The following is a 25,895-nucleotide window of genomic DNA, read 5'->3' on the forward strand; positions in this document are numbered from 1 at the left end:
TCGAGAAGCTGGTCTTTAATAATTGCAATGCCTCATTCTTTTTGCCGCATAATTCTTTTTTGTCAGGTCTTCGACCTGCCGGGGTTGTGCGGGATGGATGGGTATTGGCAATGTGAATGATCAAGTGTCTTAAGGGCAATTGGTGGATGCCTTGGCATGCACAGGCGATGAAGGACGTGATACGCTGCGATAAGCGTCGGGGAGCTGCGAATGAGCTTTGATCCGGCGATTTCCGAATGGGGAAACCCACCTTAGATACTTGGGAAATCAACTTTGTTGATTTGTTTGGCTCACGGGCCGTACCGACCGCCTTTGGCGGTCTGGCCCTGCGCCGGCGCGCACCATCAGGTGCGACAGCCGGTCGGCCTTGCGAACCTTTGGTTCGTTGGGCGAAGCAACCAACAGCGTTGGTTTCCAAGTATCGTTAAAAGGTATCTTATTCTGAATACATAGGGATAAGAGGCGAACTCGGGGAACTGAAACATCTAAGTACCCGAAGGAAAGGACATCAACCGAGACTCCGCAAGTAGTGGCGAGCGAACGCGGACCAGGCCAGTGGCTTACATGAGACAAGTGGAACCGTCTGGAAAGTCGGGCAATATGGGTGATAGCCCCGTACACGTAATGCGACTGTAAGTCCTTGAGTAAGGCGGGACACGTGAAATCCTGTCTGAAATTGGGAGGACCACCTTCCAAGCCTAAGTACTCGTGCATGACCGATAGTGAACCAGTACCGTGAGGGAAAGGTGAAAAGCACCCCGACAAGGGGAGTGAAAGAGTACCTGAAACCGATTGCCTACAAACAGTGGGAGCCTGAAATGGTGACCACGTACCTTTTGTATAATGGGTCAGCGACTTAGTGTGGCAAGCAAGCTTAAGCCGGTAGGTGAAGGCGCAGCGAAAGCGAGTCTGAAATGGGCGTTCAGTTTGTCGCATTAGACCCGAAACCAAGTGATCTAGCCATGAGCAGGCTGAAGGTTGGGTAACACCAACTGGAGGGCCGAACCCGTATCTGTTGCAATAGATTGGGATGACTTGTGGCTAGGGGTGAAAGGCCAATCAAACTTGGAAATAGCTGGTTCTCCGCGAAATCTATTTAGGTAGAGCGTCGACCGAATACCCTCGGGGGTAGAGCACTGGATGGGCTAGGGGTCCTCACCGGATTACCAAACCTAACCAAACTCCGAATACCGAGGAGTACTAGTCGGCAGACACACGGCGGGTGCTAACGTCCGTCGTGGAGAGGGAAACAACCCTGACCAACAGCTAAGGTCCCCAAGTCATGGCTAAGTGGGAAAGGATGTGAGACTCCCAAAACAACCAGGATGTTGGCTTAGAAGCAGCCATCATTTAAAGAAAGCGTAACAGCTCACTGGTCTAATTAAGGGGTTTTGCGCCGAAAATGTAACGGGGCTAAAGCCATGCACCGAAGCTTTGGGTTTGATCCGCAAGGGTCAAGCGGTAGCGGAGCGTTCTGTAAGCCTGCGAAGGCAGATCCGTGAGGACTGCTGGAGGTATCAGAAGTGCGAATGCTGACATGAGTAACGATAAAGGGGGTGAGAGACCCCCTCGCCGAAAGACCAAGGGTTCCTGCTTAAAGTTAATCTGAGCAGGGTTAGCCGGCCCCTAAGGCGAGGCAGAAATGCGTAGTCGATGGGAACCACGTTAATATTCGTGGGCCTGCGGGTAGTGACGGATCGCGTGTGTTGTCCATCCTTATTGGATTGGTTGGGCAGCGAAGCGGTTCCAGGAAATAGCTCCCGCGTATAGACCGTACCCGAAACCGACACAGGTGGTCAGGTAGAGCATACCAAGGCGCTTGAGAGAACTCTGCTGAAGGAACTCGGCAAATTGCACGCGTAACTTCGGGATAAGCGTGACCCTTATGCGGGCAACCGTATGGGGGTGGCACAGACCAGGGGGTAGCGACTGTTTATCAAAAACACAGGGCTCTGCGAAGTCGCAAGACGACGTATAGGGTCTGACGCCTGCCCGGTGCCGGAAGGTTAAGAGGAGAGGTGCAAGCTTTGAATCGAAGCCCCGGTAAACGGCGGCCGTAACTATAACGGTCCTAAGGTAGCGAAATTCCTTGTCGGGTAAGTTCCGACCTGCACGAATGGCGTAACGACTTCCCCGCTGTCTCCAGCAGAGACTCAGTGAAATTGAATTCCCCGTGAAGATGCGGGGTTCCTGCGGTTAGACGGAAAGACCCCGTGCACCTTTACTATAGCTTTACACTGGCATTCGTGTCGGCATGTGTAGGATAGGTGGTAGACTTTGAAGCAGGGGCGCCAGCCTTTGTGGAGTCATCCTTGAAATACCACCCTTACTTATATGGATGTCTAACCGCGGCCCGTCATCCGGGTCCGGGACAGTGTATGGTGGGTAGTTTGACTGGGGCGGTCGCCTCCTAAAGAGTAACGGAGGCGCGCGATGGTGGGCTCAGAACGGTCGGAAATCGTTCGTCGAGTGCAATGGCATAAGCCCGCCTGACTGCAAGACTGACAAGTCGAGCAGAGACGAAAGTCGGTCATAGTGATCCGGTGGTCCCGCGTGGAAGGGCCATCGCTCAACGGATAAAAGGTACGCCGGGGATAACAGGCTGATGACCCCCAAGAGTCCATATCGACGGGGTTGTTTGGCACCTCGATGTCGACTCATCGCATCCTGGGGCTGGAGCAGGTCCCAAGGGTATGGCTGTTCGCCATTTAAAGCGGTACGTGAGTTGGGTTCAGAACGTCGTGAGACAGTTCGGTCCCTATCTGCCGTGGGTGTAGGAATATTGACAGGATCTGTCCCTAGTACGAGAGGACCGGGATGGACGTATCTCTGGTGGACCTGTTGTGGCGCCAGCCGCATAGCAGGGTAGCTATATACGGACGGGATAACCGCTGAAGGCATCTAAGCGGGAAACCCACCTGAAAACGAGTATTCCCTATCAGAGCCGTGGAAGACGACCACGTTGATAGGCCGGGTGTGGAAGTGCGGCAACGCATGAAGCTTACCGGTACTAATAGCTCGATCGGCTTGATCATTCACATTACTTATACCCATCCGACAAGTCGGATGAGTGCTTCTCTCGCTCACGCTGCCATTCGCAGTCCTTCGGACCGCGGCAGCTGCGCGCGCGGCGCATCAGCGCCGGCCATCAGTCGATGGCTCGGGCTTCGCCCGAAGCACAACTTCAAAGGGCAGGGTGCAAAGTAGGTATCAGGGACAATCTCTTCCCTTTCGCTACTTCCCTATTCCCTTCATCACCAGCTTCTCGAACCTTCATGCCTTTCGCCGACCTGGTGGTTCTGGCGGGGTTATAGCACCCGTTCCCATTCCGAACACGGCCGTGAAACGCCCCAGCGCCGATGGTACTTCGTCTCAAGACGCGGGAGAGTAGGTCGCTGCCAGGTCTGCCAAATGCATGAAATCAATCTTCTCTTCACGACATTCCACCGCAAGGCGGAAAACGGGCCGCGCAAGCGGCCCAACGCATTCAGGACATAGCCATTCCCGGCAAAGCGCCGGACCATGGTGACAGGGGGAGCAGCGCCCCGTTCAACCACAGGAAGCAAAGCTTCCAAGGACGAACAAACCAAAAAGACCGGGCTGCCCGGCCGGCAAAACGCCGATACTCGGTGACGCGGGGTGGAGCAGCCCGGTAGCTCGTCAGGCTCATAACCTGAAGGTCGCAGGTTCAAATCCTGCCCCCGCAACCATCTTTACTTGCGACCCCGTAGCCCCCGCTGCGGGGTTTTTGCTTTGCGTGGAAATCGTAAGGATTCCAGCGAGATCGCCCTGAACGGCGATCTCCACCTTGCCGTCGACCGGCGTCAGCTCGATCTGATCCACGAGCGAGCGCAGCGTGTCGGCGGCCTCGATCCGCTTCCCCTCGTCTTCGTCCTGCAGGGCGTCGTAAAGCTGTTGGACCCGCTTGCGGTATTGCAGTGCCATGCTCGGGTGCAGCAGGGGTGGCGGCTCGTCGGCTTCGGCCAGGAACAGTTCAAGTTCCTTCTTGCGTTTCTCAATCGCCACCATCTTCGCGTTGAGCGCGTCAGCGGCCCCACCCTTCAGTATCAAATTGAGGAGGGTCTCGAGTTCCCGATCGATCTTCGCAATCTCCGCCTCGGCCGACGCGATCTCGGCGCGGCCCTCCATGCGCAGCCGGTTCATCTCCTGCGTGAAGACCTCGCAGAAATGGGTGAAGAGCTCCGGATCGACGAGTTTGGTACGCAGTGCGTTCAGCACACGCGCTTCCAACTCGTCGCGGCGGATGTTGACCCGGTTGTCGCAGGTCCCCTTGTTGCGCGCCGTCGCACATCCGATCAGCGTCGCCGAGATCGCGGAATAGCCGCCACCACAGCAGGAACATTTGGTCAATCCCGAGAAGAGGTATTTGGGGCGGCGGCGGGTATTGATCCGGGAGAGATCGGCCTCGCCGTTTTCCTTCCGGGCGATCTTGTTCTTCTCCTGCCGCGCCTTCACGGCGTTCCAGAGATCGTCATCGAGGATGCGCAGCTCCGGCGTTTCCTGGATGACCCATTCCTCTTCCGGGTTGGGGCGGGCCTGCCGCTTGCCGGTGTTCGGATCCTTGACGAAGCGCTGCCGGTTCCAGACGATCTTGCCGATATACATCTCATTGTTGAGGATGCCATTGCCCCGTTTCGGGTTGCCGTTGATCGTGCTGAACCCCCAATCGCCGCCTGACGGAGCGGGAATGCCTTCCTTGTTCAGGGCGAAGGCGATGGTCTTGGCCGACTTGCCGGCGGCGTAGTCGCGGAAGATGCGGCGGACCACCTCGGCCTGGAACTCGTTGATGGTGCGATCGCCGCGGATCGGCTCGCCGTTCGCATCGAGTTTCTTGACCACATCGTAGCCATAGGCATTGCCACCACCCGATTTGCCCGCCTCGACGCGGCCGCGCTGCCCGCGGCGGGTCTTGTCGGCCAGATCCTTCAGGAACAGCGCATTCATCGTGCCCTTGAGACCGACATGCAGATGCGTCACCTCGCCTTCCGACAGGGTGAACATCTTCACGTCGGCATACGACATGCGCTTGAAGATGCCCGCGATGTCTTCCTGATCGCGGGAGAGGCGGTCCATCGCTTCGGCCAGGATCAGGTCGAAACGGCCGCCCATTGCGTCGGCCATGAGCGCCTGAATGCCTGGGCGGATCAGCGAGGCGCCGGAGATCGCGTGGTCCGAATACTCCTCGACGATATGCCAGCCCTGCTTCTCGGCATGGAGACGGCACATACGGAACTGGTCGGCGATGGAAGCGTCGCGTTGATTGTCGGAAGAATAGCGGGCGTAGATCGCGACTTTCAAAACCTGGCTCCCGTCCGTATCAGGAGGAGCGCTTCCTCCTTTGCCGTGACATCTTCACTTCCTCTGCATAGCACTCCTGCGCCGCCTGCCTCGCCAGGATGCCGACCAGACGCAGAAGGCGAGGGTCGGGATTGCCACGCGGCGTAAACGTCAGCTCCGGCGCGTCCAGCAGCAAGGATTCGAGCAGCGCTTCGCGCTCTCCTCCTGTCATCTTTGCCGGGTTTCCTGGGGCTCGCAAGGTCATAGCTTGCAGCATTCGCCCCGAGGGAAGCATAAGCAACGGAAATTGAAGGCGAATATTCGGCGGCGATTGGCGCGGGCAATCGTGCCATGGCGTGGCCAAGCGCAGCCGGGCGTGCCTTTGCGTAGCAAAATAACCTATCGGAATCCCTCGCTGACCCGGTCATCATTGGCCTCGTCGCCTCTCCTCGTGAGGTCATTGACTGTTGACGCAACCCTAGCGTATTGTAATTCGCGATACAAGGCGCTATATACCGACCAAGGAGATTCGCCATGGCCACGACCGCCGAACGCAAGGAATATCCGATCTCGATGCGCCTGCCCGAGGCGGATGTCGCAATGATCGATCGCGCAGCGAGCCTGCGCGGCCGCTCGCGCACCGATTTCGTGCGCGACGCCGCAGTGCGCGCGGCCGAGGAGGTCGTCATGGAGCAGGGGCTGATCCGGATGAGTCCAGAGGGCTTCGCTGAGTTCATGGATGTGCTGGCGCGTCCGGCCGCTCCCGTTCCGGAGATGGTCGAAGTTCTGAAACGGCCCGCGCCGTGGGAGCCCGGCTACGTGGCGAAGCGGTAAGCCATTGCAACTGTCAGGCCCCGAACCGCTTACCGCCGCTCACGATGTGTCTGATTTCTCCTGTGGCAAGCCCACGCTTGACCACTGGCTGAAGACGCGCGCCCTCTCCAATCAGCAGAAGGGCTTCACCGCCGTCCTTGTCGTGCACGAGGCCGGACGCGTGGTCGGTTACTATGGCCTGGCGCCGACCGCCGTTGTGCCATCGGTGCTGCCGCGTTCGATCCGGACGGGGCAGCCACCCAATCCGGTCCCGTGCATGCTACTCGGCCAGCTCGCGACCGATACGGGTTGGGCAGGGCTGGGCATCGGGACCGGTCTTGTGAAGCACGCCCTCCAGCGCTGCGTTCAGGCCGCTTCGCTGATCGGCGGACGGGCCTTGTTGGTCAATGCCGTCGATGGTGAAGCCGCCGAATTCTGGAGGCGGCGCGGCTTTGAGCCGTCCAGGGATGATCCCCTGGTTCTGCTCCGATCGATCAACGACATCGCGGCCTCGCTCGGTGAGGCTGGAGGTTGAATGCTTGGCTGGCCTCACCCCAGCGATCCGCCCGTTCACTCAGATTGCAGTAGACCAGATCTGCCCATGCAAATTCGTCTCCCCCCATTGTCCACATTCCGCTGGCAGATGTTCGTGCTTTCCCTCGCTCTATCTTGGGCGGTCGGCGGCCTGCCGGAACCTGCCCAGGCTCAGCCTCGGCCGCAGATTGCGAAGTGCGTTCCCGGTCAGGCGCGCACCGCTGACGAATATTGTCTCGTCGACGGTGACACGATCTGGATTGACGGGGAAAAGCTGCGCATGGAGGGATATGACACCCCGGAACCGCAAACCCACATCTGCGGTGGCGAGGCCGAAGTCGCGCTGGCACACCGAGCCAGCGACCGGGTGATCGAGCTGCTGAACTCGCATAACTGGACTGTCGAATATGGAGAGCGGGATAACACCGGCACGCGGACGCTCGTGACGATCAGAATCGGTGGTCGCGACATCGGCGACATCCTGATCGAAGAAGGGCTGGCTCGCTCCTGGCCTGACGGCGATGAATGGTGGTGCAGCCGGTAGGTGCGGCAATGCGAACCGCGCGTGGAGCGGCGAGGTGAGATGCCAGTTATGCTGACAATGCGCCTTGTTGCTGCGTACGCGCAGTTTCCAACCTCGCAGGTGCAACATCCGGAGGCACGCACGGAACATCAGCCATTCGGCGCGTCACCTCCGAAGTTGATGGCTACGGTAAGAAGCTACATGTTCGTGGTTGCTTTCTTCAGTCATCAGGGCCTGATAACAAATATTTATGATTGAAGACTGGCTGAACATCGAGGAGGCGGAGCACGGCGAAAGAAAGCGCCTCTTTGTGCTTGGCGAGAGAGGTGGCGGTAGAGTCGCAGTCCAGGCGGACCTCATGGAGCGTGTCCGCGCTCACTACGACGATCCGCGGCACATTGCCGACGACATTGCCGAGCTGGGATTCCCCGGCGCTGCTGCCATTCTTCGCGAGCGCTTGCCGACCGACGCCAGAACGCGGTCCGGCGAAGTAGGCGAGATATTGGCTACGGAGTTTGTGGAGCACCAGACTGGATTCCGGATCCCCGTTCGCCGCCTGCGCTACAAGGACGGTCGCGAAATGGCCCTGCGCGGCGATGATTTCCTCGGCATCGAGGAGGTAGATGGACGCCTTGCCTATCTGAAGGGCGAGGCCAAGAGCGGTCAGGCGATGGCCGCAGGTGTGATAAACGCCGCTCGTGCCCGGCTCAATGACGACGATGGCCGTCCCACGCCGATCTCCCTACTGTTTGTAGCCGATAGGTTGCTGGAGGGGAGCGAAGAAGACGAGGCGCTAGGTCGCCAAATCCGCAATGCTGTCGGCAGAGGCACGATTCGGGCGCGTGATGTCACGCATGGACTGTTCACGTTAACCGGCAACGACCGGCGCGCCGACCTCGAAGCCGATCTTGCAGGTGCTGGCGGTGACCACGGCCATATCTCGGTGAACCTCCGCATAAACGACCACCAGGAGTTCATCGCCTGGATTTATGAAGAGGCCGAGAGCCTTGGAAACGATTGAGGAGCTTCAGGAATTTATCGAAGTGATGGCGCAGCCGACGGTACGCGGTCGGCTTCAAGCACGGGGTGACGCGCGGGCGATCATTAGGAGGGCCGGCCAACTTCCCGAGGGTGCTCCGGCTTTCGCGGTGAGTCTCGACACCGATTTGTCCGAGTATGGATTCTCTTTGCTCCGTGCATCGCTCGCCCTGCGGGAGCGGGGCGAGGGCGACCCAGCAATATGGCGCGAGGGCTTTCTCAAGGCTGGCAATGCCTTCGAGGCCCTTGTCCGCAACGGGTCACCGGAACTCTCCCAGCGTGGCTTCTGGCGTGTGATGGGCGCGGCCTCGTACCATCTCGCGGGGTACGCAGCGATGGCGTTCTCGCTGATGTCTCAGGCCGAAGAAGAAGCGAATCTTGCGCCCGCAGAACGCGTGATCGTACGGCTACTCCTTAGTGATCTCGGGACTCTGCGTGACGAGGCGCGATCCTGGCTGCGCAATCCTGAATACGGCGACGATGCTCTCCAAGCTGCTCTCGAGGTCGGCGATCAGGAGATCGACGACATCTTGTCGATCATGCTGACTACGGCGGTCTTCAGAGCTTTCGCGTTCTTCGAATTCGCGTTGCTCACCGGCGATACCGCTATGCACGACGGAGCGCTATCAATACTCCGGCGCGCTCTGAGAGTGGCCAGCAATGTCGGTGCGGTATCCCATTGGTGGATCATCCGCGTAGCCCGAAATTTAATTGACGATCTCTGGGGCAATAGCCTCCACCATGTGCTGCCTCAAATCGGGCCAGCCGGCACGGATGGTTATGCCGCGCTGCGGGAGATGTTTCTTGCGTCGCTTTATGCGCGCAAGACGGCCGAGGTTGAGCTCTGGCCTTCGCAGATCGGCGCGGCGCGCCGCGCAACCGATTTGACTGATGATCTCGTGGTGGCTCTGCCGACGAGTGCTGGAAAGACCCGCGTCGCGGAAATCTGCACCCTCATGTCGCTCAGTGCAGAGAAGCGGGTGTTGCTCGTGACGCCGCTGCGGGCACTGTCGGCGCAGACCGAGCGGTCCTTTCGCAAGACGTTCGGTCCTCTCGGATTTTCGGTGTCCTCGCTCTACGGTGCGAGCGGCGCAATGCCGGGAGACCAGGACGCACTGCGCTCGCACGACATCGTTATTGCGACGCCGGAAAAGCTGGACTTCGCGCTAAGAAGCAATCCGCAATTGCTGGATGATATCGGATTGATCGTTCTGGATGAGGGACATCTGATAGGGCCGAGCGAGCGCGAGCTCCGCTACGAAATTCTCGTGCAAAGGCTTCTGCGCCGCGCGGACGCGGTCGACCGGCGTATCGTCTGCCTGTCGGCGATCCTGCCCGATGGCGAACAACTCGAAGATCTGACGGCGTGGGTGCGTAGCGATGCCGAGGGCGAAGCGGTGAAATCAAGCTGGCGGCCGACCCGTCAGCGTTTCGGAACGCTGGCGTGGGGCGGACAGGGAGCGCGCCTGACATTCGATCTTGATGATGACGGACCCTTCATCCAGAACTTTGTCACGGAGCAGCCTCCCATCGCTCCGCGTCGAACGCCGTTTCCCAGAGACAATCCCGAGTTGACCATTGCTGCGGCATGGCAGTTTGCCGATGAGGGCAAGCGCACATTGGTATTCTGTACGCAGCGGGATCATGTCGAGAGCTACGCAACGCGCATTGTCGACCTCGCCCGGCGTGGCTTCATCGCTCCACTTCTTGCTGACGAAGGCGCAATAGAGAGGGCGAAATCGGTTGGGGCTGAATGGCTAGGTGCAGAGCATCCGGCCGTCCGCTGCCTTGAACTGGGCGTGGCCATTCATCACGCGCGTTTACCTAACCCTTTCCTTCGCGAGGTCGAACGCCTGCTAAACGAAGGCGTTCTAACTGTGACTATCGCATCGCCGACCCTCGCCCAGGGGCTTAATCTCAACGCAGCGGTCCTGCTTGTGCCGACCCTGTATCGCGCGGGAACTCCCCTCACCGGCGAGGAATTTGCGAACGTCGCGGGGCGCGCCGGACGCGCCTTCGTCGATCTCGAAGGGCTTGTGATCCACGTAATGTTCGAACCGCTGCGTTGGCGCAGGCAGGCATGGCGCGAGCTTGTGAACGCATCAAGGGCCCGGACGCTTGAGAGCGGGCTTATTCAGATCGCCAGCGAAATTCTCAATCGTCTGGCGCGCAGCGGGACGCTAAGTCGAGACGACGCCTTTGAGTATCTCGCCAACAACCGAGATGCCTGGAACATCCATGTCGACGAGGAAGACGACGAGCCTTTCGAGCTTCTGCTAGAGAAACTCGATCACGCGATCCTTGGTCTTGTCGAAGCGCTGGATGCTGATGATGCGGACTTGCCGCGGCTCATCGACGAGTCGCTGAACGGTTCGCTTTGGGCGCGGCAGCTTGCCCGCCGTGGCGATGACCTGCGTGAGCGCCAGCTTGAATTGTTCAGGGCGCGCTCGGGGCTGATCTGGTCGCAGACGAACGCCGATCAAAGGCGCGGTCATTTTGCGATGGGTGTTGGGCTTGAGTCCGGATTGACACTCGACGCGATGGCCGACGAGCTCGCCGTGTTGCTCGACCAAGCCGACGAGGCAGCGTTGCCCGGCGATAGCGAGGTGCTCGTTGCATCGCTTACCACGCTTGCGGAGCGCTTACTCGCTATCCGCCCCTTTGTTCCTGACGATCCTCTGCCGGGCAATTGGCGCGAGATCCTGGCCGCGTGGGTTTCCGGAACGCCAGTGCACGAGATCGGGCCGGACAACATGCGTTTCATCGAGGACGTATTTACGTATCGGCTCGTCTGGGCGCTGGAGGCACTTCGTACCCGAAGGGTTGCGCTTGGCTGGCAACCCGAGATCATTGCCGGCACAGCCGCTGCCTGTCTTGAGGCCGGGCTGCCGCGCTACACGATGGCGATGCTTGTGCGCGCCGGACTTCCTTCAAGAGCCGCGGCCCTCGCCGCAATTAATGATCAGGATCCGATTTTCATCGATAACGATGGTCTCGTTGTCTGGCTCGAAACCAATGAAGTTGTCGCGATGACAGATGCCGGAGACTGGCCAACGCCAGCGACCAACGACATTTGGAAAGCATTCAGGGCCGAGATGCTGAACCGCATCAGCCAGCGTTGGACCTCGCGCGACTGGCGTATAAATATCGAACCGGCGACGCGGCAGATCGTTCCGGTTCCGGCCAGTCCATATCGGGTCGAGGTCGACGAAACAGACAATGCCGTGTGGGTTCTTACGCCTGACTTCAAAGTGGTAGCCATGCTTGGGCAAAGTATGGTTGACGCCGCTCCAAGTGTGCTGACTGCTCGCTTTGATGAAGGCAGCCCTCAGGCGATCATTCGCCGGCATGGTCGCTCCCACGCGTCTTGGTCTGAGCCCTAAGCGCGCGAATGCTTCAAGGATTACGGAGGGCCGCTTTGGGAAATCGCGCTGCGGCTATCACCTCAGCCGTCCCACCGACAGTCCGTACGATCGGCTAGCTGGGCCTTCCCGCGAGGCGCTCGTCGATGACCGGCTCGTCCCAGTGGCGCGCAACATCGAGCCACTTGTCGATCAACGCCTGAAACTGCGGCTCGGCGAAGCAGGTCTGGAACGTGTAGAGCCGATTGACCACCTGGCGCATCAGGTCGCGCATCTCGTCATCGTCGAACCTCGACACGGTTCTCCAGGGAATGCGATTGCCGTCGGCGTCGATGACGAAGACATCGGAATAGTCGCCGGTCTTCGTGACCGGGACCGGGCCGGCATGCAGGTCCTCCAGCATGCTGTTGCGGACGCAGATCATCGCCATCGCCTTGGCGAGCGTCGCCGCTAACTGTTCTTCTTCCTTCCGGCCCATGTTCGTCCTCCGGATCATTGTCAGATGCCCGGCAACATGCCATCGGCGGCTGTATTGGCTGGCGTTTCCAGGATCACCAACCGATCATCGGGCAGCGGCCGCTGCAGCGTCTTGGCTTCGTTCCAGTCGGCGGTCAGCCAGGTCTCGACTTCTTCGTGGCTCGTCAGAATGACGGGCATGGCCTTCGGATGGATCGGCTTCACCACGCCATTGGCCTCGGTCGTCAGGAAGGCGAACAGTTGATGATCGCCCGGACGCGGGGTCCGGTTCGAGCCGCGGGTTCCGCGCCACGGCGTCCAGATTCCCGCGAAGAAGAACAGGGGCTGGGTCTCATCGAGGGCGAACCAGTGCAGCGGTTTGCGCTTCGTGACTGGATCGGGCTTTTGCCCATATTCGGAAAAGGCGGTGGCCGGGACCACGCAGCGATTCTCGAGCCCGAGCCATTTGCGCCAGTGAGGGCTGGCCGTGTTGCGGATATTGGTGACGCCGGTGTCCGGCGCGTCGCGGGATTTCAGATATTCGACGGGCGTGGGCATACCCCAGGTCAATGAGGCCAGTTCCCGCCCGCCGTCGGTGTTGCGCACCACCGGCGCCGGCCGGTCGGGATAGACGTCCATCGACGGTTCGAGATTGCCGATACTGTCATGGGTGGCTGCCACGAAATCCCGGATCGCCTGCTGATTGGTCGTAATGCGATAGAGATTGCACATCGCCCCGCCACTCTCCTTGCGAATACTTTACGTCACCATAGGGCATTGCACCCCGTCGATCACTTCCGGGATGGCCGAGATCGACTCTCGACCTGTAAGAGAACAAATAAAGAACATAGCAACGGAATCGACCAGTGCAAAGCCCCGGAGACGCCATCCTCATATGCCCAGCCGTGCCGACAGCCCAGCCATTGCCGACCTTCGGGCGCGCATCGCGCGGCTCGAAGGCGATGGCGCGCATCCGCACGAGGTGCTGCCCTTCGGGATCGCGCCGCTGGATCGCAAGCTGCCCGGTGGCGGGCTGGCGCTCGGATGCCTCCATGAAGTCGCCGGAGGCGGCAACGGGGCGGTGGATGGCGCGGCTGCGGCCTGTTTCACGGCCGGGATCGCCGCCCGCACCACCGGGCAGGTGCTCTGGTGCGTGGCGCTACAGGATCTCTTCGCACCGGGGCTGGAGCAGGCCGGACTGCCGCCCGGCCGGGTGATCTTCGTCGAAGCCGGAGACGACAAGGCCGTTCTGGCCTGTATGGAGGAAGGGCTGCGGCATGGCGGGCTGGGGGCGGTCGTGGGCGACGTCGCGCGCCTGCCGATGACCGCCTCGCGGCGGCTGCATCTGGCCGCGAAAGGCTCGGCGACGATCTGCATCGCGTTGCGCCGCTGGCGGCGACAGGCGGAGGCCAGCGATTTCGGGCAGCCGACGGCGGCGATGACCCGCTGGCGGATCTCGGCGCTGCCGTCCTCGTCCCTTCCAGTTCCCGGCGTCGGGCGGCCGCGCTGGCTGGTCGAGCTGATCCGGGCGCGGGCGGGCGAATGTCTCGATATCGAACTGGAGGCGTGCGATGGCTCGGGTCATCTCTGTCTTCCTGCCGAACTGGCCGACAGACCGGTTGCGGCGGAAGGCGGGCGACGCAGCGCCGCCCGGTGAGGCGCCGCTGGTCATCGCCGGAAGGGAGAAGAACCGCCGGGTGGTGACGGCGGCCGATCCGGCCGCGCGGGCGCTCGGCCTGCGCGCCGGAATGCCTGTCACCAAGGCCCAGGCGATGGTGCCCGGCCTCCACATCGAGCCCGCCGACCCGCGGGCCGACCTGGACAGCCTCGAACGCCTCGCGCTCTGGGTGCTGCAACGCTTCTCACCTATCGCCGCCGCCGACGCGCCGGACGGGATCGTCATCGACGCGACCGGCGCCGACCATCTGCATGGCGGTGAGGCGGCCATGCTGGAGGCGCTGACCGGGCGGCTTGTCATGTCCGGCGTCACCGCCCGCGCAGCCATCGCCGATAGCTGGGGCGCGGCCCATGCGCTGGCGCGCTACGCGGCCGATCCGCTGTTTGTCACTCCTCCCGGCGAAACCATCCCAGGACTCGCACCGCTGCCGCTGCAAGCCCTGCGCCTGCCACCCGCGATCGCGGCGGGGCTGAACGACCTCGGCTTTGTCCGCATCGGCGACCTGATCGGGCAGCCGCGCGCGCCTCTGACCCGGCGCTTCGGCCCGGAGCTCTGCCGGCGTCTCGATCAGGCCCTGGGCGAGATCGCCGAACCCATCGAACCGATCCGGCCCGAGGAGCTGGTCTCGGTTCGCCGCGTCTTCGCAGAGCCCATCGGCGCCGCCGAGACCATCGCGCGCTATATTCGCAAGCTGGTCATGGCGCTCTGCGAGGCGCTCGAGGGGCGGGGTCTTGGCGCGCGCCGTCTCGACCTGCTCTGCCACCGGGTCGACAACCGGATCGAGACGGTGCGCATCGGCCTGGCCATGCCGGTGCGGGATTCCGCGCGCCTGACCCGGCTTCTCTGCGACAGGATCGAGACCATCGCGCCGGGCTTCGGCATCGAGATCATGTCGCTGACCGCCACCCTTGCCGAACCCCTGCCTTTGCGGCAGGCGGCCAGCAGCCTGATCGAGGAGGGCGCGCCGGATCTGTCCGGCCTGATCGACACGCTGGCCAATCGGGTCGGCGCGCGGGCGGTCTATCGTTTCGCGCCGGTGGCGAGCGATGTGCCCGAGCGCTCGGTCCGTCGTCTGCCGGCACTCGCCGAGGATACGGGTGCGGGCTGGCCCGACCATTGGCCGCGCCCTTCGCGGCTGCTCTCCCGGCCGGAGCCGATCGAGACCATGGCGCTCCTGCCGGACCATCCGCCGAACTGGTTCTCCTGGAAGGGCGTGCGTCGCCGGGTCCGACGGGCCGACGGACCGGAGCGCATCTTCGGGGAATGGTGGAAGCGCGATGCCGAGCTGATCGCGGTGCGGGACTATTTCCGGGTCGAGGACGATGCCGGCGAACGCTTCTGGATCTTCCGCTCCGGCGATGGCGAGGATGCCGCCACCGGCTCGCATCGCTGGTTCCTGCACGGGATTTTCGGATGAGCGCGCCCGCCTACGCCGAATTGCAGGTGACGTCGAATTTCTCCTTCCTGCGCGGAGCCTCCGCGGCCGAGGAGCTGCTCGCTGCCGCCGCGGCGATGGGGATCGAGGCCATGGCCGTGACCGATCGCAACACGCTGGCCGGTATCGTGCGCGCCCATGAGGCGGCGAAGGAGGCGGGCGTGCGGCTGATCGTCGGCTGCCGCCTCGATCTCGTCTGCGGCATGTCGGCGCTGGTCTATCCGACCGACCGGGCGGCCTGGTCGCGGCTCTGCCGACTCCTGTCGCTGGGCAAGGGGCGGGCGGGCAAGGCGCGCTGTCATCTCGAATGGGACGATCTCACCGCCTATGGCGAAGGGCTGATCGCGGTCCTCGTGCCGGACCTTGCCGACGAGACCTGCGGTTTGCGCCTGAGGCGCCTGCGCGACTCTTTCGGCGATCGCGCCTATCTCGGCCTGACGCTGCGGCGGCGGCCCAATGACCAGATGCGCCTCTGGGAGCTGTCGACGCTCGCCGCGCGGATCGGCGTGCCCACCGTGGTGACCAATGACGTGCTCTTCCACGAACCCGGCCGCCGCATCCTGCAGGATGTCGTCACCGCGATCCGCCACAATGTCACCGTCGATGCGCTCGGCGCCCGGCGCGAGCGCCATGCCGACCGCTATCTGAAGCCGCCCGCCGAAATGCACCGGCTCTTCGCGCGCTGGCCCGAGGCTTTGGCCCGGACGCGTGAGATCGCGGATCGCTGCCGCTTCTCGCTCGACGAGCTGCGCTATCAATATCCCGAAGAGCGCGACGATCAGGCGCTGACCCCGCAGGAAACCCTGGAGCGGCTGACCTGGGAGGGCGCCGCACACCGCTATCCCGAGGGCGTGCCCGAGGAGGTGACCGCCGCGCTGGAGCATGAGCTGGCCCTGATCGGCAAGCTCGATTACGCGCCCTACTTCCTCACGGTGAACAGCATCGTCCGCTTCGCCCGGTCGCGCGGCATCCTCTGCCAGGGGCGCGGATCGGCGGCGAACTCGGCCGTCTGCTATGTGCTCGGCATCACCGCGATCGATCCCGGCCGCAACGATCTCCTGTTCGAGCGCTTCGTCTCCGAGGAGCGCCGCGAGCCGCCCGATATCGACGTGGATTTCGAGCATGAGCGGCGCGAGGAGGTGATCCAGTGGGTCTATGAGCATTACGGCCGCGAGCGCGCCGCTCTGACCGCCACCGTCATCCGCTATCGCTCCAAGGGCGCGCTGCGGGACGTGGGCAAGGCCCTGGGGCTTCCCGAAGACCTGATCCAGACGCTGTCCGGCCAGCTCTGGGGCGGGTCCGAGGCTGGTGTCACCGAGCAGCAGCTCCGCGATCTCAACCTCAATCCGGAGGATCGCCGGTTGCGCCTGACGCTCGAACTGGCCGCCCAGCTTCGCGGCGCGCCGCGGCATCTGTCGCAGCATCCGGGCGGTTTCGTGCTGACCCATGACCGGCTCGACGATCTCGTGCCCATCGAGCCCGCGGCGATGGAGGGGCGCCAGATCATCGAATGGGACAAGGACGATATCGACGCGCTGCGCTTCATGAAGGTCGATGTCCTGGCGCTCGGCATGCTGAGTTGCATGCGCCGGGGGCTGGACCTGTTGGCCGAGCACAAGGATATCCACCTCGATCTGGCGTCGATCCCGGCCGAGGATCCGCGCACCTATGCGATGATCCGCAAAGCCGATACGCTCGGCACCTTCCAGATCGAGAGCCGGGCGCAGATGTCGATGCTGCCGCGCTTGAAACCCCGGACCTATTACGACCTGGTGGTGCAGGTCGCGATCGTGCGGCCGGGGCCGATCCAGGGCGATATGGTTCATCCCTATCTGCGCCGGCGCGAGGGCCTGGAAGAGGTCGATTATCCCCGGCCCGAGCTGGAGAAGGTGCTGGGAAAGACGCTCGGCGTGCCGCTGTTCCAGGAACAGGCGATGCGCGTCGCCATCGAATGCGCGGGCTTTACCGCGGGCGAGGCCGATCTCCTGCGCAAGAGCATGGCGACCTTCAAACATACCGGCGGCGTCTCGAAGTTCCGCGACCGGCTGATCTCGGGGATGATCGCGCGCGGCTATGAGGAGCCGTTCGCGGCCCGGACCTTCCAGCAGCTCGAAGGCTTCGGCTCCTATGGTTTTCCCGAAAGCCATGCGGCGAGCTTCGCGCTGATCGCTTATGCCTCGGCCTGGCTCAAATGCTGGCACCCGGATGTCTTCTGCGCCGCGCTCCTCAACGCCCAGCCCATGGGCTTTTATGCGCCGGCCCAGATCGTGCGCGACGCCCGCGAGCATGGGGTGGAGGTCCGCCCGGTCTGCATCAATGCCTCCCGCTGGGATTGCACGCTGGAGCCGACCGGCGACGAAAGCCGTCTCGCGGTCCGTCTTGGACTGCGAATGGTCAAGGGCCTCGCCAATGCCCATGCCGCCGCCATCGTGGCGGCGCGGGGCGATGAGAATTTCACCTCGATCGCCGATCTCTGGCGGCGGGCCGGCGTTCCCGTCGCGGCGCTCGATCAGATCGCCGCGGCCGATGGATTCCGTCCGGCTTTCGGCCTCGCCCGGCGCGAGGCGCAATGGGCCATCAAGGGGCTGCGCGACGAGGAACTGCCGCTCTTCGCCGCCGCCTCGGACCGTGAGGGGCGGACCGTTCCGGAACTCGACGAGCCTGCGATCGCGCTGAGAGCGATGCCCGCCGGTCGCGAGGTGGTCGAGGATTACGGGCATATCGGCCTGTCGCTGCGCCGCCATCCGGTCTCCTTCCTGCGCGAGGACCTGGCGAAGCGCCGGATCGTCAGCTGCGCCGAGGCGATGGCGGCGCGCGACCGGCGCTGGCTGGAGGCGGCAGGGATCGTCCTGGTGCGCCAACGCCCCGGCTCGGCTAATGGCGTCATGTTCGTCACGCTCGAGGACGAGACCGGCATCGCCAATCTCGTCGTGTGGCAAAAGGTCTTCGAGCGCTATCGGCGGGTCATTCTCTCATCGAGCATGATCGCCGTGAGGGGCCGCGTTCAGCGCGAGGGCGAGGTCGTGCATCTTGTCGCCCATCGGATCGTCGATCTGTCGCGGGATCTGGCGAGTGTCGGGCAGCGCGAGGCGGCTGCGGCCGAGAAGCAGGGGCCGGTGGCCGGCGGCATCAGGGTGAAGGCGCGGGATTTCCGGTAAAGCCGGTGGCTTTGACAGAAGGCGGTATCGGTTCGAACCAAGGAATCGGCTTGCCTCTCGGGGATCACAGATCTTCTGGCCCGATCGACCATTCTGCGATTTCTCTATCGATCAATCGCCATTGTTCTGCAAGGTCGGCAAGGTCGGCGGTGTCTACAACAGGATGATCGAGGCCCTCGAATTGGTCACCGAGATATGTGGCGAGGCCCGCACCGCCTTCGTTGGCGAACCACACTCCGACCAGATCCGCGATTTCCTTCAACTGCCTGAGAGTCTTTTCAGCATCGCGAATGTCGAAATCACCAAGCTCCCTGTCCTGCCGACTTTGCTTGTTCCCGGCATGGGCAACATGCGAGTTAACGTGCTCGGCAATTCGATCAAGGCGGGCAAGCCGAGTTTCGATCTTCTCGAAGACCGTGTCCGAGATCAGATTGCTCGGGTTACGCTCTGACGCAGAAACGCCGCTCAAAACATCGAAATGCCGATGCGCGGCCTCACTTTTCATGAGCTCTGGATCGCCCCACACCGGACGCCCCTTCGCGGCGACGAGGTGGTCATGTTGTTCTTGATGCAGGCGATCGAGATCGTATTGCGCGTCAAGCACTTTCTCGACGTAGATTCTCCTGGTCAACCAGTTTTGGCTCGCTTTCACGTCGTTGACGACAGATCGGATCGAGTAAACTCCCTTGGGGCCTTTTATCGGGGCCTTATCGAGAAGTCGGCGAGTGCCGAGAAGCAGGCTTGACCAGTATCCCTCGGAAACGAGATTGAACATCATCTGGTTAAGCGGGGGTCTCGAGCCTCTCTTCTCATTTGCAAGACGGACGATCCGAACCGTCGTGCGAAAGGCGGCGTAGTTCCAGAGCAGATCCTGAATGGCTCTGTGGATGCCCGTTGTCTCGTCGCGAAAAGCATCCCGCCACGCGGCGATGTGCTGGTCATGCTGCGTCATTAGTTTTCCAAGCCTGAGCGCCAAACTCACCTCATCATACCGGGAGACGCCAACACCGGCGACGGCTATTCGCTTCTGATTCTTCCTTCGCGCGGGCTCGTTTTATTGTTCCCGCGAATAAACGCGCATCTTGCCGTGGGCCTGAAGGGGGAAGGCCTTCCCCCCTGGCCGGCACTATCGTTGCCGGCGCACCCCCTTCAGCGGGGAGACCCCCAGGCTGTGCTAAAACCCACCAATCGTGCGAGCGCAGCGAATGATTTTGCCCGCTCTATGGAATATGAGCGTTTGGCTGCTTAAGACCTCTTTGTCATCATCGGCTATGAGATCGCAAAATCCCGAAAGCTGCCGTTGAGCCGCTGCGGCTGACCGCTGCTTGGCCCTTATTGGTCCGCCTCGGAGGAACTATTCCGCACCCAAGTCGGACAGCCTCGGCATGTCAGCCTGCTCCTTCCCTTAATGCCTCTGCGATCAGCAGAGCAAGCTCCCCAGGCGGCTGGATACCGGAGATACGCTGATCGCATCCCCATGCCCATCCATCATCCCAACGTCGGATCGGTGAAGCTGGCTTGCACTTCACTCAATAGGTGATGCTAGTCAGAACCACGTAAAGGATCGTGGCGGCCAAGCCACCGACCATCAGTATCAGGAGCCAGAGGGACGGTTCCGTTCTTATTCGATCAAGATATCGCATCGGATGCTGCCTTTTCGAGTAGAGCACATGCATCTCAGATCAGCCTGTTGTCCTCGGCCTTCTGGCGGGCGCGGCGGCGGGTGCCGTCGGTATCCGATTTGCGGTGCCGTTCAGCCGCCGCCTTGCGGATCTGCTCGAAGCGATTTTCTTCGACCTGCTTGAGCGTCGGATGCGTATCTGTCTTCTTCACAAACGAGATCATTGCTGAAGTTCCTTCCTGTGGCGGGTGGAAACGCCCTGGCGCCTGCCTGAGCGCTTTAAACGGGGTATTATGCGCCAAGCCCGGTGACACAGCCTTGGACTCCAAGCCGGTCGGCAGTCGTCTGCCCCGGCATCGTCGCCCAGCCGCCGGCTTCCACGAACTGACGCTTCTTGTAGCTGTCGGGTATCGCCTTGAACTCGGCAAGTTTCGCCGCCGCATCTGGGGCCGCGTTGAACCTTTCGACGCATATGGCGGATGCCAGCTCCCCGCGCGCCGTGTCGCCGGCCGCTTTCGCCATGGTCTGCGAAGTGCCGCCAGTGACCCAGCCGCCCCAGCTGAATCCTATAACGATCGTTGCGATCATCGCCGCGATGCATGCCCAGACCAGAATGGTCTTTGAAGGCTGATAGTCTTCCCAGCGGCGGGAGAGAGATGGTTTGGTCGTGCTTTGTGTGGCCATGGAGATTCCTTCCAGGTTGGAATGCAGATTGCTTTGTCTGGGCGTCGGCCGAACGGTTCAGGCACTGTTCTCAGTATCCCATTCCGCCCATGCCGCCGTTGCCGGCCGACGGGGTGGATTCCTTCGCGCGAATGTCGGCGATCATCGCCTCGGCGGTGATCAGGAGCGCTGCGATCGAGCCGGCGTTCTGCAGGGCGGTTCTGACGACCTTGGCGGGGTCGACGATACCGGCCTCGATCATGTCGACATAGGTTTCGGTCTGGGCGTCGAAGCCCTGGTTGTGGTCCTTGCTGTCCGTGAGCTTGCTGACCACGATCGAGCCTTCGACGCCGGCATTCTCGGCGATCTGCCGGACCGGCGCTTCGAGCGCCCGACGCACGATCGAAATGCCTGCGGTTATATCGGCGTTGGCGCCTGTCAGAGAGGCCAGCACGGTCCTGACGCGCAGCAGCGCCACACCGCCGCCGGGCACGATGCCTTCCTCGACCGCAGCTCGGGTGGCGTTGAGCGCATCGTCGATGCGGTCTTTCTTCTCCTTGACCTCGGTCTCGGTCGCGCCGCCGACGCGGATCACCGCGACGCCTCCGGCGAGTTTGGCCAGCCGCTCCTGGAGCTTCTCCTTGTCGTAGTCCGAGGTCGTTTCCTCGATCTGCGCCTTGATCTGGGCAATACGAGCGGCGATGCCGGCCTTGTCGCCGGAACCGTCGATGATCGTTGTCGTGTCCTTGTCTACGACAACACGCTTGGCGCTGCCGAGCATGTCGAGCGTGACATTTTCCAGCTTGATGCCGAGATCGTCGGAGATCACCTGGCCGGCGGTCAGCACGGCGATGTCCTCGAGCATGGCCTTGCGGCGGTCGCCAAAGCCCGGAGCTTTCACGGCCGCGACCTTCAGGCCGCCGCGCAACTTGTTGACGACCAGCGTGGCGAGCGCCTCGCCCTCGACGTCCTCGGAGATGATCAGCAGCGGCTTGCCGCTTTGCACCACCGCCTCCAGGATCGGCAGCATGGCTTGAAGATTACCGAGCTTCTTCTCGTGGATGAGGATGTAGGGGTCATCCAGTTCCACGCGCATCTTTTCGGCGTTGGTGACGAAGTATGGAGAGAGGTAGCCGCGATCGAACTGCATGCCTTCGACCACGTCGAGCTCGGTTTCGGCGGTCCTGGCTTCCTCGACGGTGATCACACCCTCGTTGCCGACCTTGTCCATCGCACTCGCAATCATCCCGCCGATGGTGCCATCGCCATTGGCGGCGATCGTGCCGACCTGCGCGATCTCAGCCGACGACTTGACCTTCCTGGCCCGCGCCTGGATTTCCTTGACGACGGCCGCGACGCCAATGTCGATGCCGCGCTTCAGGTCCATCGGGTTCATCCCGGCGGCGACCAGCTTGGCGCCCTCGCGCAGGATGGAGGCCGCGAGCACCGTCGCCGTCGTGGTTCCGTCGCCGGCGAGGTCGTTGGTCTTGGAGGCCACCTCGCGCACCATCTGCGCGCCCATGTTCTCGAACTTGTCTTCGAGTTCGATCTCCCTGGCGACGGTGACGCCGTCCTTGGTGATGCGCGGCGCGCCATAGGCCTTGTCGATGACGACGTTGCGTCCCTTTGGCCCGAGCGTCACCTTGACGGCGTTGTTCAGCAGTTCGACGCCGCGCAGCATGCGGTCGCGGGCTTCGCCGGCGAATTTGATTTCCTTGGCAGACATGATGTTCGTCCAGTTCGGGCTTGATTATCAGGTATCGGCCGGTCAGGCGGCTTTGCTGGCGGCCGCCGTTGTCTTCTCGACGATGCCCATGATGTCGGATTCCTTCATGATCAGGAGATCCTCGCCGTCGAGCTTGACCTCGGTGCCGGACCATTTGCCGAACAGGATGAGGTCGCCCGCCTTGACGTCGAGTGGAACCAGCTTGCCGGCTTCGTCGCGCGAACCCGGGCCGACGGCGATCACCTCGCCTTCCTGCGGCTTTTCCTTCGCGGTATCGGGAATGATGATCCCGCCTTTGGATTTGAGATCGCCTTCCGCCCGTCGGATGACGACGCGGTCGTGGAGGGGCCGGAATTTCATGGGGTTCTTTCTGAGGCCGGCGCATAGGGCGACCACCTCGGATAGATAGCGACTTTGGCACTCGAATGATAGGAGTGCTAAACGTATTTCGTTGAAAAGGTGGAATTGCGAAAATTTATATCACTTCTACCAATGCGATGTTTGTTGTTTTCAATACGTATTTCCTGCCTTTTTAAGGATTTTTATTTTTATGGAAGAGCCATTTATTCAATTCTAGATAAATAATAGCGACCCGCTCCTTGTTTACCGGGTGGGGACAGCCCATATATAAAACTCGTTGATTTGGCCGACTTGGCTTTTTGCGGTGTCAGAGACCCGCCATTCACCACCGAATTCTCGATAGCGAATGCATCACGCGCCGACCTGGCGCGCATATCGCTCTGTTCGAACCTTGGAATGAACGCGCCGCTGACCACGGATGTACTGGCAGCACGGAAGTTCGTTCCGGTTCGAATGGGAATGATGCAGGAGGCGCGTTTGCGTGCTCCTGCGGAGGTATCGACCCATGACAACGCGCACCACGCAGAAAATCGTCCGGTTCTCCGCACCCTTCATGCTGTCCGGCTTCGACGCTGCGCAGCCTGCCGGCGACTATCGCGTGGACCAGGATGAGGAACTGCTGGAGGGATCCTCCCGCCTTGCCTGGAGACGTGTAGGCGCCTTCATCCACCTGCCCGCCATCGGCATTGATGGCCACACGTATCAGATGGCGCCGATAGATCCCGCCGATCTCGACGCCGCCCTCGAAAAGGATCACCAACAGCCATGATATCAACCAACCCAATCCGGCGCACGAACCGTCCCGCCCGCCACGAGGCTCCTGCTCATCTCTTCGCGATCGGACAGGCTGTCCGGCTCAAGGGCGGTTTCGTGAGGCCGGCATTACCCGCCGATATCTACCGCATAACCGGCAGACTGCCGGCACGGGGAGATTCACTGCAATATCGCATCCGCAACGACGACGAACGCCATGAGCGAGTGACGACGCAGGACAGCCTCGAGCCGGTCGACATGTCGCAATCCGGTAATGGCGCAACCCTCATCGAAAGGACGTTCGGACATGGCTAAAGGCCAGAAACGAAGCAATCGCGAGATCAGAAAGCCGAAACAGGAGAAGGCCCCGCCAAAGCCTGAAAGCACCTTCGGCAACCAGATCAAGTTTGCCGCCAATGATGCCAATGCTTCCCAAGGCAAAGGCAAGCACTGAGGCAGTGCTGCTCCGGCTGAAAGAGCAAGTAGCGCCATGAAAGTTGTCATCGAGTTCTACCGCACGCGGGAGACGGATGACGCCCATGCTGTCGTGGGCCGAGAGGCGGTGGAAGCCGTCGATCTCGCCAACGCCATTGAGATTGCGCAACTGCTTTCGCAGACGCTCGATATGCCTCAACGGCCCGACGCCATCGCGATCACCGACTTATCCGGTAACGCGCTATTTTCCGGCATCATTGATGCCGACGTGACCACTAGAGAAAGGCCACGATCATGACCCGATACATAGATGAAATCGAACGGGAGCGGCACGACCGCGCGATCGGCGTCTGGGACAATGAAGGCGGTGCATCCGCCCGCGCACCAGGCGACGAACAATATGGCCGCCGGATCGAAGCCGACCGGTCCTGGACCATCTACCATGTCTTCACCGGCGTTCCAGCCAGCCGCGAAGGGCAGGAGATGATCGGCCTTAGCCACTCGGCCGCAACCGACGGGATGCTTTCCCTCAATCGTCGGAATGATGTGCGACGCAAGGAGCACATGAACGGGTTTATGCGTGTACCACTGCTGCTGCAAACGGCAAGGGCAGATCAACGATGACCCTTGAATTCCTGAACCCCAGCCGCAGCTTCGACGAAGTGCGCAACGCCATTCGCTTTATCGGGCACGACGGCATGTTCGAAGTGCCGTTCTTTGTCGAAGTGGAAGCGCTCGCCAGGTCCCCTGCTGAATTGCGCAGCACTGAGGTGTCGGAAGAGATGTATCTCTCGACCTTCGATGCGACGCGCAGTTCGATCCACGATGTCGCCCGCGAGGCCTACTCGCATCGTCGCCAAACCTCCTATACGCTGACCGCTGCCGATTTCCGGTAAAGACACCACTCAATGCTGATCCGCTACGGGTATGAGATCACACTGACCTGCCAGCAGCCGACAGCCTTGGTGTGTCTGCTGTCGGTGCACGAGGATCGCGCGGCTGACATACGGGTGCCGGAGACGACGTTCACCACACCCGATGTGCACGTATCGACCTACCGCGATCTCTTCGGCAACAAATGCCGGCGGCTGGTCGCGCCTGCGGGCGACCTGACGATGTGGGGTGATGCCACGATCGAGGACGACGGCAGGCCGGACGGGATTGTGCCGGGTGCCCGGGAACTGCCGGTGCCGGACTTGCCGGACGATTGCCTCGTCTACCTCATGGGCAGCCGCTACTGCGAAACCGACCGTCTCAGCCAGACCGCTTGGGACCTGTTCGGCAAGATGCCGCCCGGTTGGAGCCGGGTGCAGGCGATCTGCGATTTCGTCCACAACCACATCCGCTTCGACTACATGCAGGCTCGATCTACGCGGACGGCTTTCGAGGCGTTCCATGAGCGCGTTGGCGTTTGTCGCGATTTCGCGCATCTTGCGGTCACGTTCTGCCGATGCCTCAACATCCCCGCTCGCTATATCAACGGCCATCTCGGTGACATCGGCGTGCCGGTCGTCGATCCGATGGATTTCAGCGCCTGGATCGAAGTGTTCCTCGATGGCGAATGGTACACCTTCGATCCGCGCAACAACGTCCCGCGGATCGGCAGGATCGTGGTGGCGCGCGGCCGCGACGCAGCCGACATACCGCTCGTCAACTCCTTCGGCCCGCATGTTCTGAAGGCGTTCCGAGTATGGACTTACGAGGTATCGGGCTTGCAACAGGCGCAAGAGCATCGCGAGTAAGGCGCCTTGGGACCGGACACCAAGGCTACAGGCGATACGGCAAGGCATACCGGAAGCGCCGCAGACCTTTTCGAAGATAACTCACTTTAGTCAGGCACCCGCCATGGTCCGCTGACTGTGACCGGTTCCCGACGTTAGGTTGGCGCGATTCCAATCCCTTGAGCCGGTGCGGCCGCGACCTAATGTTCCATCCTCGTAATACCCACTTTCAGCAAACGGAAAAGTCGGGCCTGTGGCTGACGTCAGGCGCATCCAGTCGAAGTGCGAAGACTGTTTGAATGACAGCTTTCGCAGGTTCGT

Annotated in this window: 24 protein-coding genes, 1 tRNA gene and 2 rRNA genes; 18 read left to right on the forward strand and 9 right to left on the reverse strand. The window is 61.7% G+C overall.

Translation table 11 applies throughout. The annotated features are described in order from the left end of the window. Window positions 1–118 precede the first annotated feature (118 nt). The 3 genes from ACX82Z_RS03950 to ACX82Z_RS03960 all read left to right on the forward strand — a co-directional run bounded on the left by ACX82Z_RS03950 (window position 119) and on the right by ACX82Z_RS03960 (window position 3,710). A 23S ribosomal RNA gene (locus ACX82Z_RS03950) occupies window positions 119–3,035 on the forward strand. A 254-nt stretch (window positions 3,036–3,289) separates the two neighbouring features. Then, window positions 3,290–3,404 (forward strand): 5S ribosomal RNA (gene rrf, locus ACX82Z_RS03955). Between the two features lie 229 nt (window positions 3,405–3,633). After that, window positions 3,634–3,710, forward strand: a tRNA-Met gene (locus ACX82Z_RS03960). Here ACX82Z_RS03960 and ACX82Z_RS03965 read toward each other — a convergent pair. Together ACX82Z_RS03965 and ACX82Z_RS03970 are read right to left on the reverse strand one after the other, a co-directional pair. Next, a complete protein-coding gene (locus tag ACX82Z_RS03965) occupies window positions 3,667–5,319 on the reverse strand; it encodes a recombinase family protein (RefSeq protein ID WP_073469449.1) in 1,653 nt (550 codons plus the stop codon). The two genes, ACX82Z_RS03960 and ACX82Z_RS03965, sit on opposite strands and share 44 nt — an antisense overlap. A 19-nt stretch (window positions 5,320–5,338) precedes the next feature. Continuing rightward, window positions 5,339–5,530, reverse strand: coding sequence for a hypothetical protein (locus ACX82Z_RS03970; RefSeq protein WP_120443149.1), 192 nt, complete (start codon window positions 5,528–5,530; stop codon window positions 5,339–5,341). 302 nt (window positions 5,531–5,832) lie between these two features. Between ACX82Z_RS03970 and ACX82Z_RS03975 the strand changes: the two genes are divergently transcribed. The 5 genes from ACX82Z_RS03975 (at window position 5,833) to ACX82Z_RS03995 (ending at window position 11,589) form a co-directional block, all read left to right on the forward strand. After that, window positions 5,833–6,132, forward strand: coding sequence for a type II toxin-antitoxin system TacA family antitoxin (locus tag ACX82Z_RS03975; RefSeq protein WP_039194720.1), 300 nt, complete (start codon window positions 5,833–5,835; stop codon window positions 6,130–6,132). 4 nt (window positions 6,133–6,136) lie between these two features. Next, window positions 6,137–6,646, forward strand: a complete 510-nt coding sequence (locus ACX82Z_RS03980) for a GNAT family N-acetyltransferase (protein ID WP_039194721.1) — start codon at window positions 6,137–6,139, stop codon at window positions 6,644–6,646. 108 nt (window positions 6,647–6,754) lie between these two features. Beyond that, the gene (locus tag ACX82Z_RS03985; RefSeq protein WP_372026229.1) at window positions 6,755–7,189 is read left to right on the forward strand and encodes a thermonuclease family protein; all 435 of its coding nucleotides are present in this window, start codon (window positions 6,755–6,757) and stop codon (window positions 7,187–7,189) included. A gap of 229 nt (window positions 7,190–7,418) precedes the next feature. Beyond that, window positions 7,419–8,189, forward strand: a complete 771-nt coding sequence (locus ACX82Z_RS03990; RefSeq protein ID WP_050475055.1) for a Hachiman antiphage defense system protein HamA — start codon at window positions 7,419–7,421, stop codon at window positions 8,187–8,189. Further along, on the forward strand, window positions 8,176–11,589 hold the full coding sequence (locus ACX82Z_RS03995; protein WP_050475054.1) for a DEAD/DEAH box helicase: 3,414 nt from the start codon (window positions 8,176–8,178) through the stop codon (window positions 11,587–11,589). The genes ACX82Z_RS03990 and ACX82Z_RS03995 overlap by 14 nt, the downstream gene beginning before the upstream one ends. A gap of 94 nt (window positions 11,590–11,683) precedes the next feature. Here the strand turns inward: ACX82Z_RS03995 and ACX82Z_RS04000 are convergent, their stop codons facing one another. Both ACX82Z_RS04000 and ACX82Z_RS04005 read right to left on the reverse strand, forming a co-directional pair. Beyond that, entirely contained in the window at window positions 11,684–12,046 is a 363-nt protein-coding gene (locus tag ACX82Z_RS04000) for a hypothetical protein (protein WP_039194905.1), read from the reverse strand. A 20-nt stretch (window positions 12,047–12,066) separates the two neighbouring features. After that, window positions 12,067–12,756 (reverse strand): SOS response-associated peptidase, encoded by a 690-nt coding sequence (locus ACX82Z_RS04005; RefSeq protein WP_039194724.1) that lies wholly within the window; start codon window positions 12,754–12,756, stop codon window positions 12,067–12,069. A 163-nt stretch (window positions 12,757–12,919) separates the two neighbouring features. Between ACX82Z_RS04005 and ACX82Z_RS04010 the strand changes: the two genes are divergently transcribed. Genes ACX82Z_RS04010 through ACX82Z_RS04020 form a run of 3 tightly spaced genes read left to right on the forward strand, consistent with a single transcriptional unit; the run spans window position 12,920 to window position 18,295 of the window. Beyond that, window positions 12,920–13,681 carry an ImuA family protein gene (locus tag ACX82Z_RS04010; protein WP_039194725.1) on the forward strand — a complete coding sequence of 254 codons (762 nt, stop codon included), beginning with the start codon at window positions 12,920–12,922 and terminating at the stop codon, window positions 13,679–13,681. Further along, on the forward strand, window positions 13,596–15,119 hold the full coding sequence (locus tag ACX82Z_RS04015; RefSeq protein ID WP_039194726.1) for a Y-family DNA polymerase: 1,524 nt from the start codon (window positions 13,596–13,598) through the stop codon (window positions 15,117–15,119). Before ACX82Z_RS04010 ends, ACX82Z_RS04015 begins: the two co-directional genes overlap by 86 nt. Then, window positions 15,116–18,295, forward strand: a complete 3,180-nt coding sequence (locus tag ACX82Z_RS04020) for an error-prone DNA polymerase (protein ID WP_039194727.1) — start codon at window positions 15,116–15,118, stop codon at window positions 18,293–18,295. Before ACX82Z_RS04015 ends, ACX82Z_RS04020 begins: the two co-directional genes overlap by 4 nt. Window positions 18,296–18,359: 64 nt before the next feature. On the opposite strand, the gene ACX82Z_RS04025 is transcribed toward ACX82Z_RS04020, so the two are convergent. The 5 genes from ACX82Z_RS04025 to ACX82Z_RS04045 all read right to left on the reverse strand — a co-directional run bounded on the left by ACX82Z_RS04025 (window position 18,360) and on the right by ACX82Z_RS04045 (window position 22,665). Further along, window positions 18,360–19,247: an AbiU2 domain-containing protein gene (locus ACX82Z_RS04025; RefSeq protein ID WP_199259163.1), complete on the reverse strand. Its 888-nt coding sequence runs from the start codon at window positions 19,245–19,247 to the stop codon at window positions 18,360–18,362. Between the two features lie 725 nt (window positions 19,248–19,972). Then, the gene (locus tag ACX82Z_RS04030; RefSeq protein WP_094513308.1) at window positions 19,973–20,140 is read right to left on the reverse strand and encodes a hypothetical protein; all 168 of its coding nucleotides are present in this window, start codon (window positions 20,138–20,140) and stop codon (window positions 19,973–19,975) included. A 67-nt stretch (window positions 20,141–20,207) separates the two neighbouring features. After that, the gene (locus ACX82Z_RS04035) at window positions 20,208–20,600 is read right to left on the reverse strand and encodes a hypothetical protein (protein WP_039194731.1); all 393 of its coding nucleotides are present in this window, start codon (window positions 20,598–20,600) and stop codon (window positions 20,208–20,210) included. A gap of 70 nt (window positions 20,601–20,670) precedes the next feature. Continuing rightward, complete coding sequence (groL, locus tag ACX82Z_RS04040) at window positions 20,671–22,305, reverse strand: chaperonin GroEL (protein WP_039194732.1); 1,635 nt, start codon at window positions 22,303–22,305, stop codon at window positions 20,671–20,673. 42 nt (window positions 22,306–22,347) lie between these two features. Further along, window positions 22,348–22,665, reverse strand: coding sequence for a co-chaperone GroES (locus ACX82Z_RS04045; protein ID WP_050475053.1), 318 nt, complete (start codon window positions 22,663–22,665; stop codon window positions 22,348–22,350). A gap of 505 nt (window positions 22,666–23,170) precedes the next feature. Between ACX82Z_RS04045 and ACX82Z_RS04050 the strand changes: the two genes are divergently transcribed. Genes ACX82Z_RS04050 through ACX82Z_RS04080 form a run of 7 tightly spaced genes read left to right on the forward strand, consistent with a single transcriptional unit; the run spans window position 23,171 to window position 25,595 of the window. Beyond that, entirely contained in the window at window positions 23,171–23,434 is a 264-nt protein-coding gene (locus tag ACX82Z_RS04050) for a hypothetical protein (protein ID WP_039194734.1), read from the forward strand. Beyond that, entirely contained in the window at window positions 23,431–23,733 is a 303-nt protein-coding gene (locus ACX82Z_RS04055) for a hypothetical protein (RefSeq protein ID WP_039194736.1), read from the forward strand. The genes ACX82Z_RS04050 and ACX82Z_RS04055 overlap by 4 nt, the downstream gene beginning before the upstream one ends. After that, complete coding sequence (locus ACX82Z_RS04060) at window positions 23,726–23,872, forward strand: hypothetical protein (RefSeq protein WP_167387076.1); 147 nt, start codon at window positions 23,726–23,728, stop codon at window positions 23,870–23,872. Before ACX82Z_RS04055 ends, ACX82Z_RS04060 begins: the two co-directional genes overlap by 8 nt. Window positions 23,873–23,908: 36 nt before the next feature. After that, window positions 23,909–24,151, forward strand: a complete 243-nt coding sequence (locus ACX82Z_RS04065; RefSeq protein WP_039194737.1) for a hypothetical protein — start codon at window positions 23,909–23,911, stop codon at window positions 24,149–24,151. Then, window positions 24,148–24,477, forward strand: a complete 330-nt coding sequence (locus ACX82Z_RS04070; protein ID WP_039194738.1) for a hypothetical protein — start codon at window positions 24,148–24,150, stop codon at window positions 24,475–24,477. The genes ACX82Z_RS04065 and ACX82Z_RS04070 overlap by 4 nt, the downstream gene beginning before the upstream one ends. Then, entirely contained in the window at window positions 24,474–24,749 is a 276-nt protein-coding gene (locus ACX82Z_RS04075) for a DUF1488 family protein (RefSeq protein WP_009452373.1), read from the forward strand. The genes ACX82Z_RS04070 and ACX82Z_RS04075 overlap by 4 nt, the downstream gene beginning before the upstream one ends. Before the next feature lie 12 nt (window positions 24,750–24,761). Further along, entirely contained in the window at window positions 24,762–25,595 is an 834-nt protein-coding gene (locus ACX82Z_RS04080; RefSeq protein ID WP_039194740.1) for a transglutaminase-like domain-containing protein, read from the forward strand. Window positions 25,596–25,895 lie beyond the last annotated feature (300 nt).

It is taken from the genome of Aliihoeflea sp. PC F10.4, from assembly GCF_054612275.1.

Excerpts from the sequence above, each read along its gene's own strand:
- ACX82Z_RS04060 (WP_167387076.1), top strand. The coding sequence starts at position 23,726 with ATGGCTAAAGGCCAGAAACGAAGCAATCGCGAGATCAGAAAGCCGAAA.
- ACX82Z_RS04045 (WP_050475053.1), bottom strand. The coding sequence starts at position 22,665 with ATGAAATTCCGGCCCCTCCACGACCGCGTCGTCATCCGACGGGCGGAA.
- ACX82Z_RS04025 (WP_199259163.1), bottom strand. The coding sequence starts at position 19,247 with ATGACGCAGCATGACCAGCACATCGCCGCGTGGCGGGATGCTTTTCGC.
- ACX82Z_RS03990 (WP_050475055.1), top strand. The coding sequence starts at position 7,419 with ATGATTGAAGACTGGCTGAACATCGAGGAGGCGGAGCACGGCGAAAGA.
- ACX82Z_RS04035 (WP_039194731.1), bottom strand. The coding sequence starts at position 20,600 with ATGGCCACACAAAGCACGACCAAACCATCTCTCTCCCGCCGCTGGGAA.
- ACX82Z_RS04055 (WP_039194736.1), top strand. The coding sequence starts at position 23,431 with ATGATATCAACCAACCCAATCCGGCGCACGAACCGTCCCGCCCGCCAC.
- ACX82Z_RS04015 (WP_039194726.1), top strand. The coding sequence starts at position 13,596 with ATGGCTCGGGTCATCTCTGTCTTCCTGCCGAACTGGCCGACAGACCGG.
- ACX82Z_RS03970 (WP_120443149.1), bottom strand. The coding sequence starts at position 5,530 with ATGACAGGAGGAGAGCGCGAAGCGCTGCTCGAATCCTTGCTGCTGGAC.
- ACX82Z_RS04070 (WP_039194738.1), top strand. The coding sequence starts at position 24,148 with ATGACCCGATACATAGATGAAATCGAACGGGAGCGGCACGACCGCGCG.
- ACX82Z_RS04065 (WP_039194737.1), top strand. The coding sequence starts at position 23,909 with ATGAAAGTTGTCATCGAGTTCTACCGCACGCGGGAGACGGATGACGCC.
- ACX82Z_RS04030 (WP_094513308.1), bottom strand. The coding sequence starts at position 20,140 with ATGATCTCGTTTGTGAAGAAGACAGATACGCATCCGACGCTCAAGCAG.
- ACX82Z_RS04050 (WP_039194734.1), top strand. The coding sequence starts at position 23,171 with ATGACAACGCGCACCACGCAGAAAATCGTCCGGTTCTCCGCACCCTTC.
- groL (WP_039194732.1), bottom strand. The coding sequence starts at position 22,305 with ATGTCTGCCAAGGAAATCAAATTCGCCGGCGAAGCCCGCGACCGCATG.
- ACX82Z_RS03985 (WP_372026229.1), top strand. The coding sequence starts at position 6,755 with ATGTTCGTGCTTTCCCTCGCTCTATCTTGGGCGGTCGGCGGCCTGCCG.
- ACX82Z_RS04080 (WP_039194740.1), top strand. The coding sequence starts at position 24,762 with ATGCTGATCCGCTACGGGTATGAGATCACACTGACCTGCCAGCAGCCG.
- ACX82Z_RS03975 (WP_039194720.1), top strand. The coding sequence starts at position 5,833 with ATGGCCACGACCGCCGAACGCAAGGAATATCCGATCTCGATGCGCCTG.
- ACX82Z_RS04005 (WP_039194724.1), bottom strand. The coding sequence starts at position 12,756 with ATGTGCAATCTCTATCGCATTACGACCAATCAGCAGGCGATCCGGGAT.
- ACX82Z_RS04000 (WP_039194905.1), bottom strand. The coding sequence starts at position 12,046 with ATGGGCCGGAAGGAAGAAGAACAGTTAGCGGCGACGCTCGCCAAGGCG.
- ACX82Z_RS04020 (WP_039194727.1), top strand. The coding sequence starts at position 15,116 with ATGAGCGCGCCCGCCTACGCCGAATTGCAGGTGACGTCGAATTTCTCC.
- ACX82Z_RS04075 (WP_009452373.1), top strand. The coding sequence starts at position 24,474 with ATGACCCTTGAATTCCTGAACCCCAGCCGCAGCTTCGACGAAGTGCGC.
- ACX82Z_RS04010 (WP_039194725.1), top strand. The coding sequence starts at position 12,920 with ATGCCCAGCCGTGCCGACAGCCCAGCCATTGCCGACCTTCGGGCGCGC.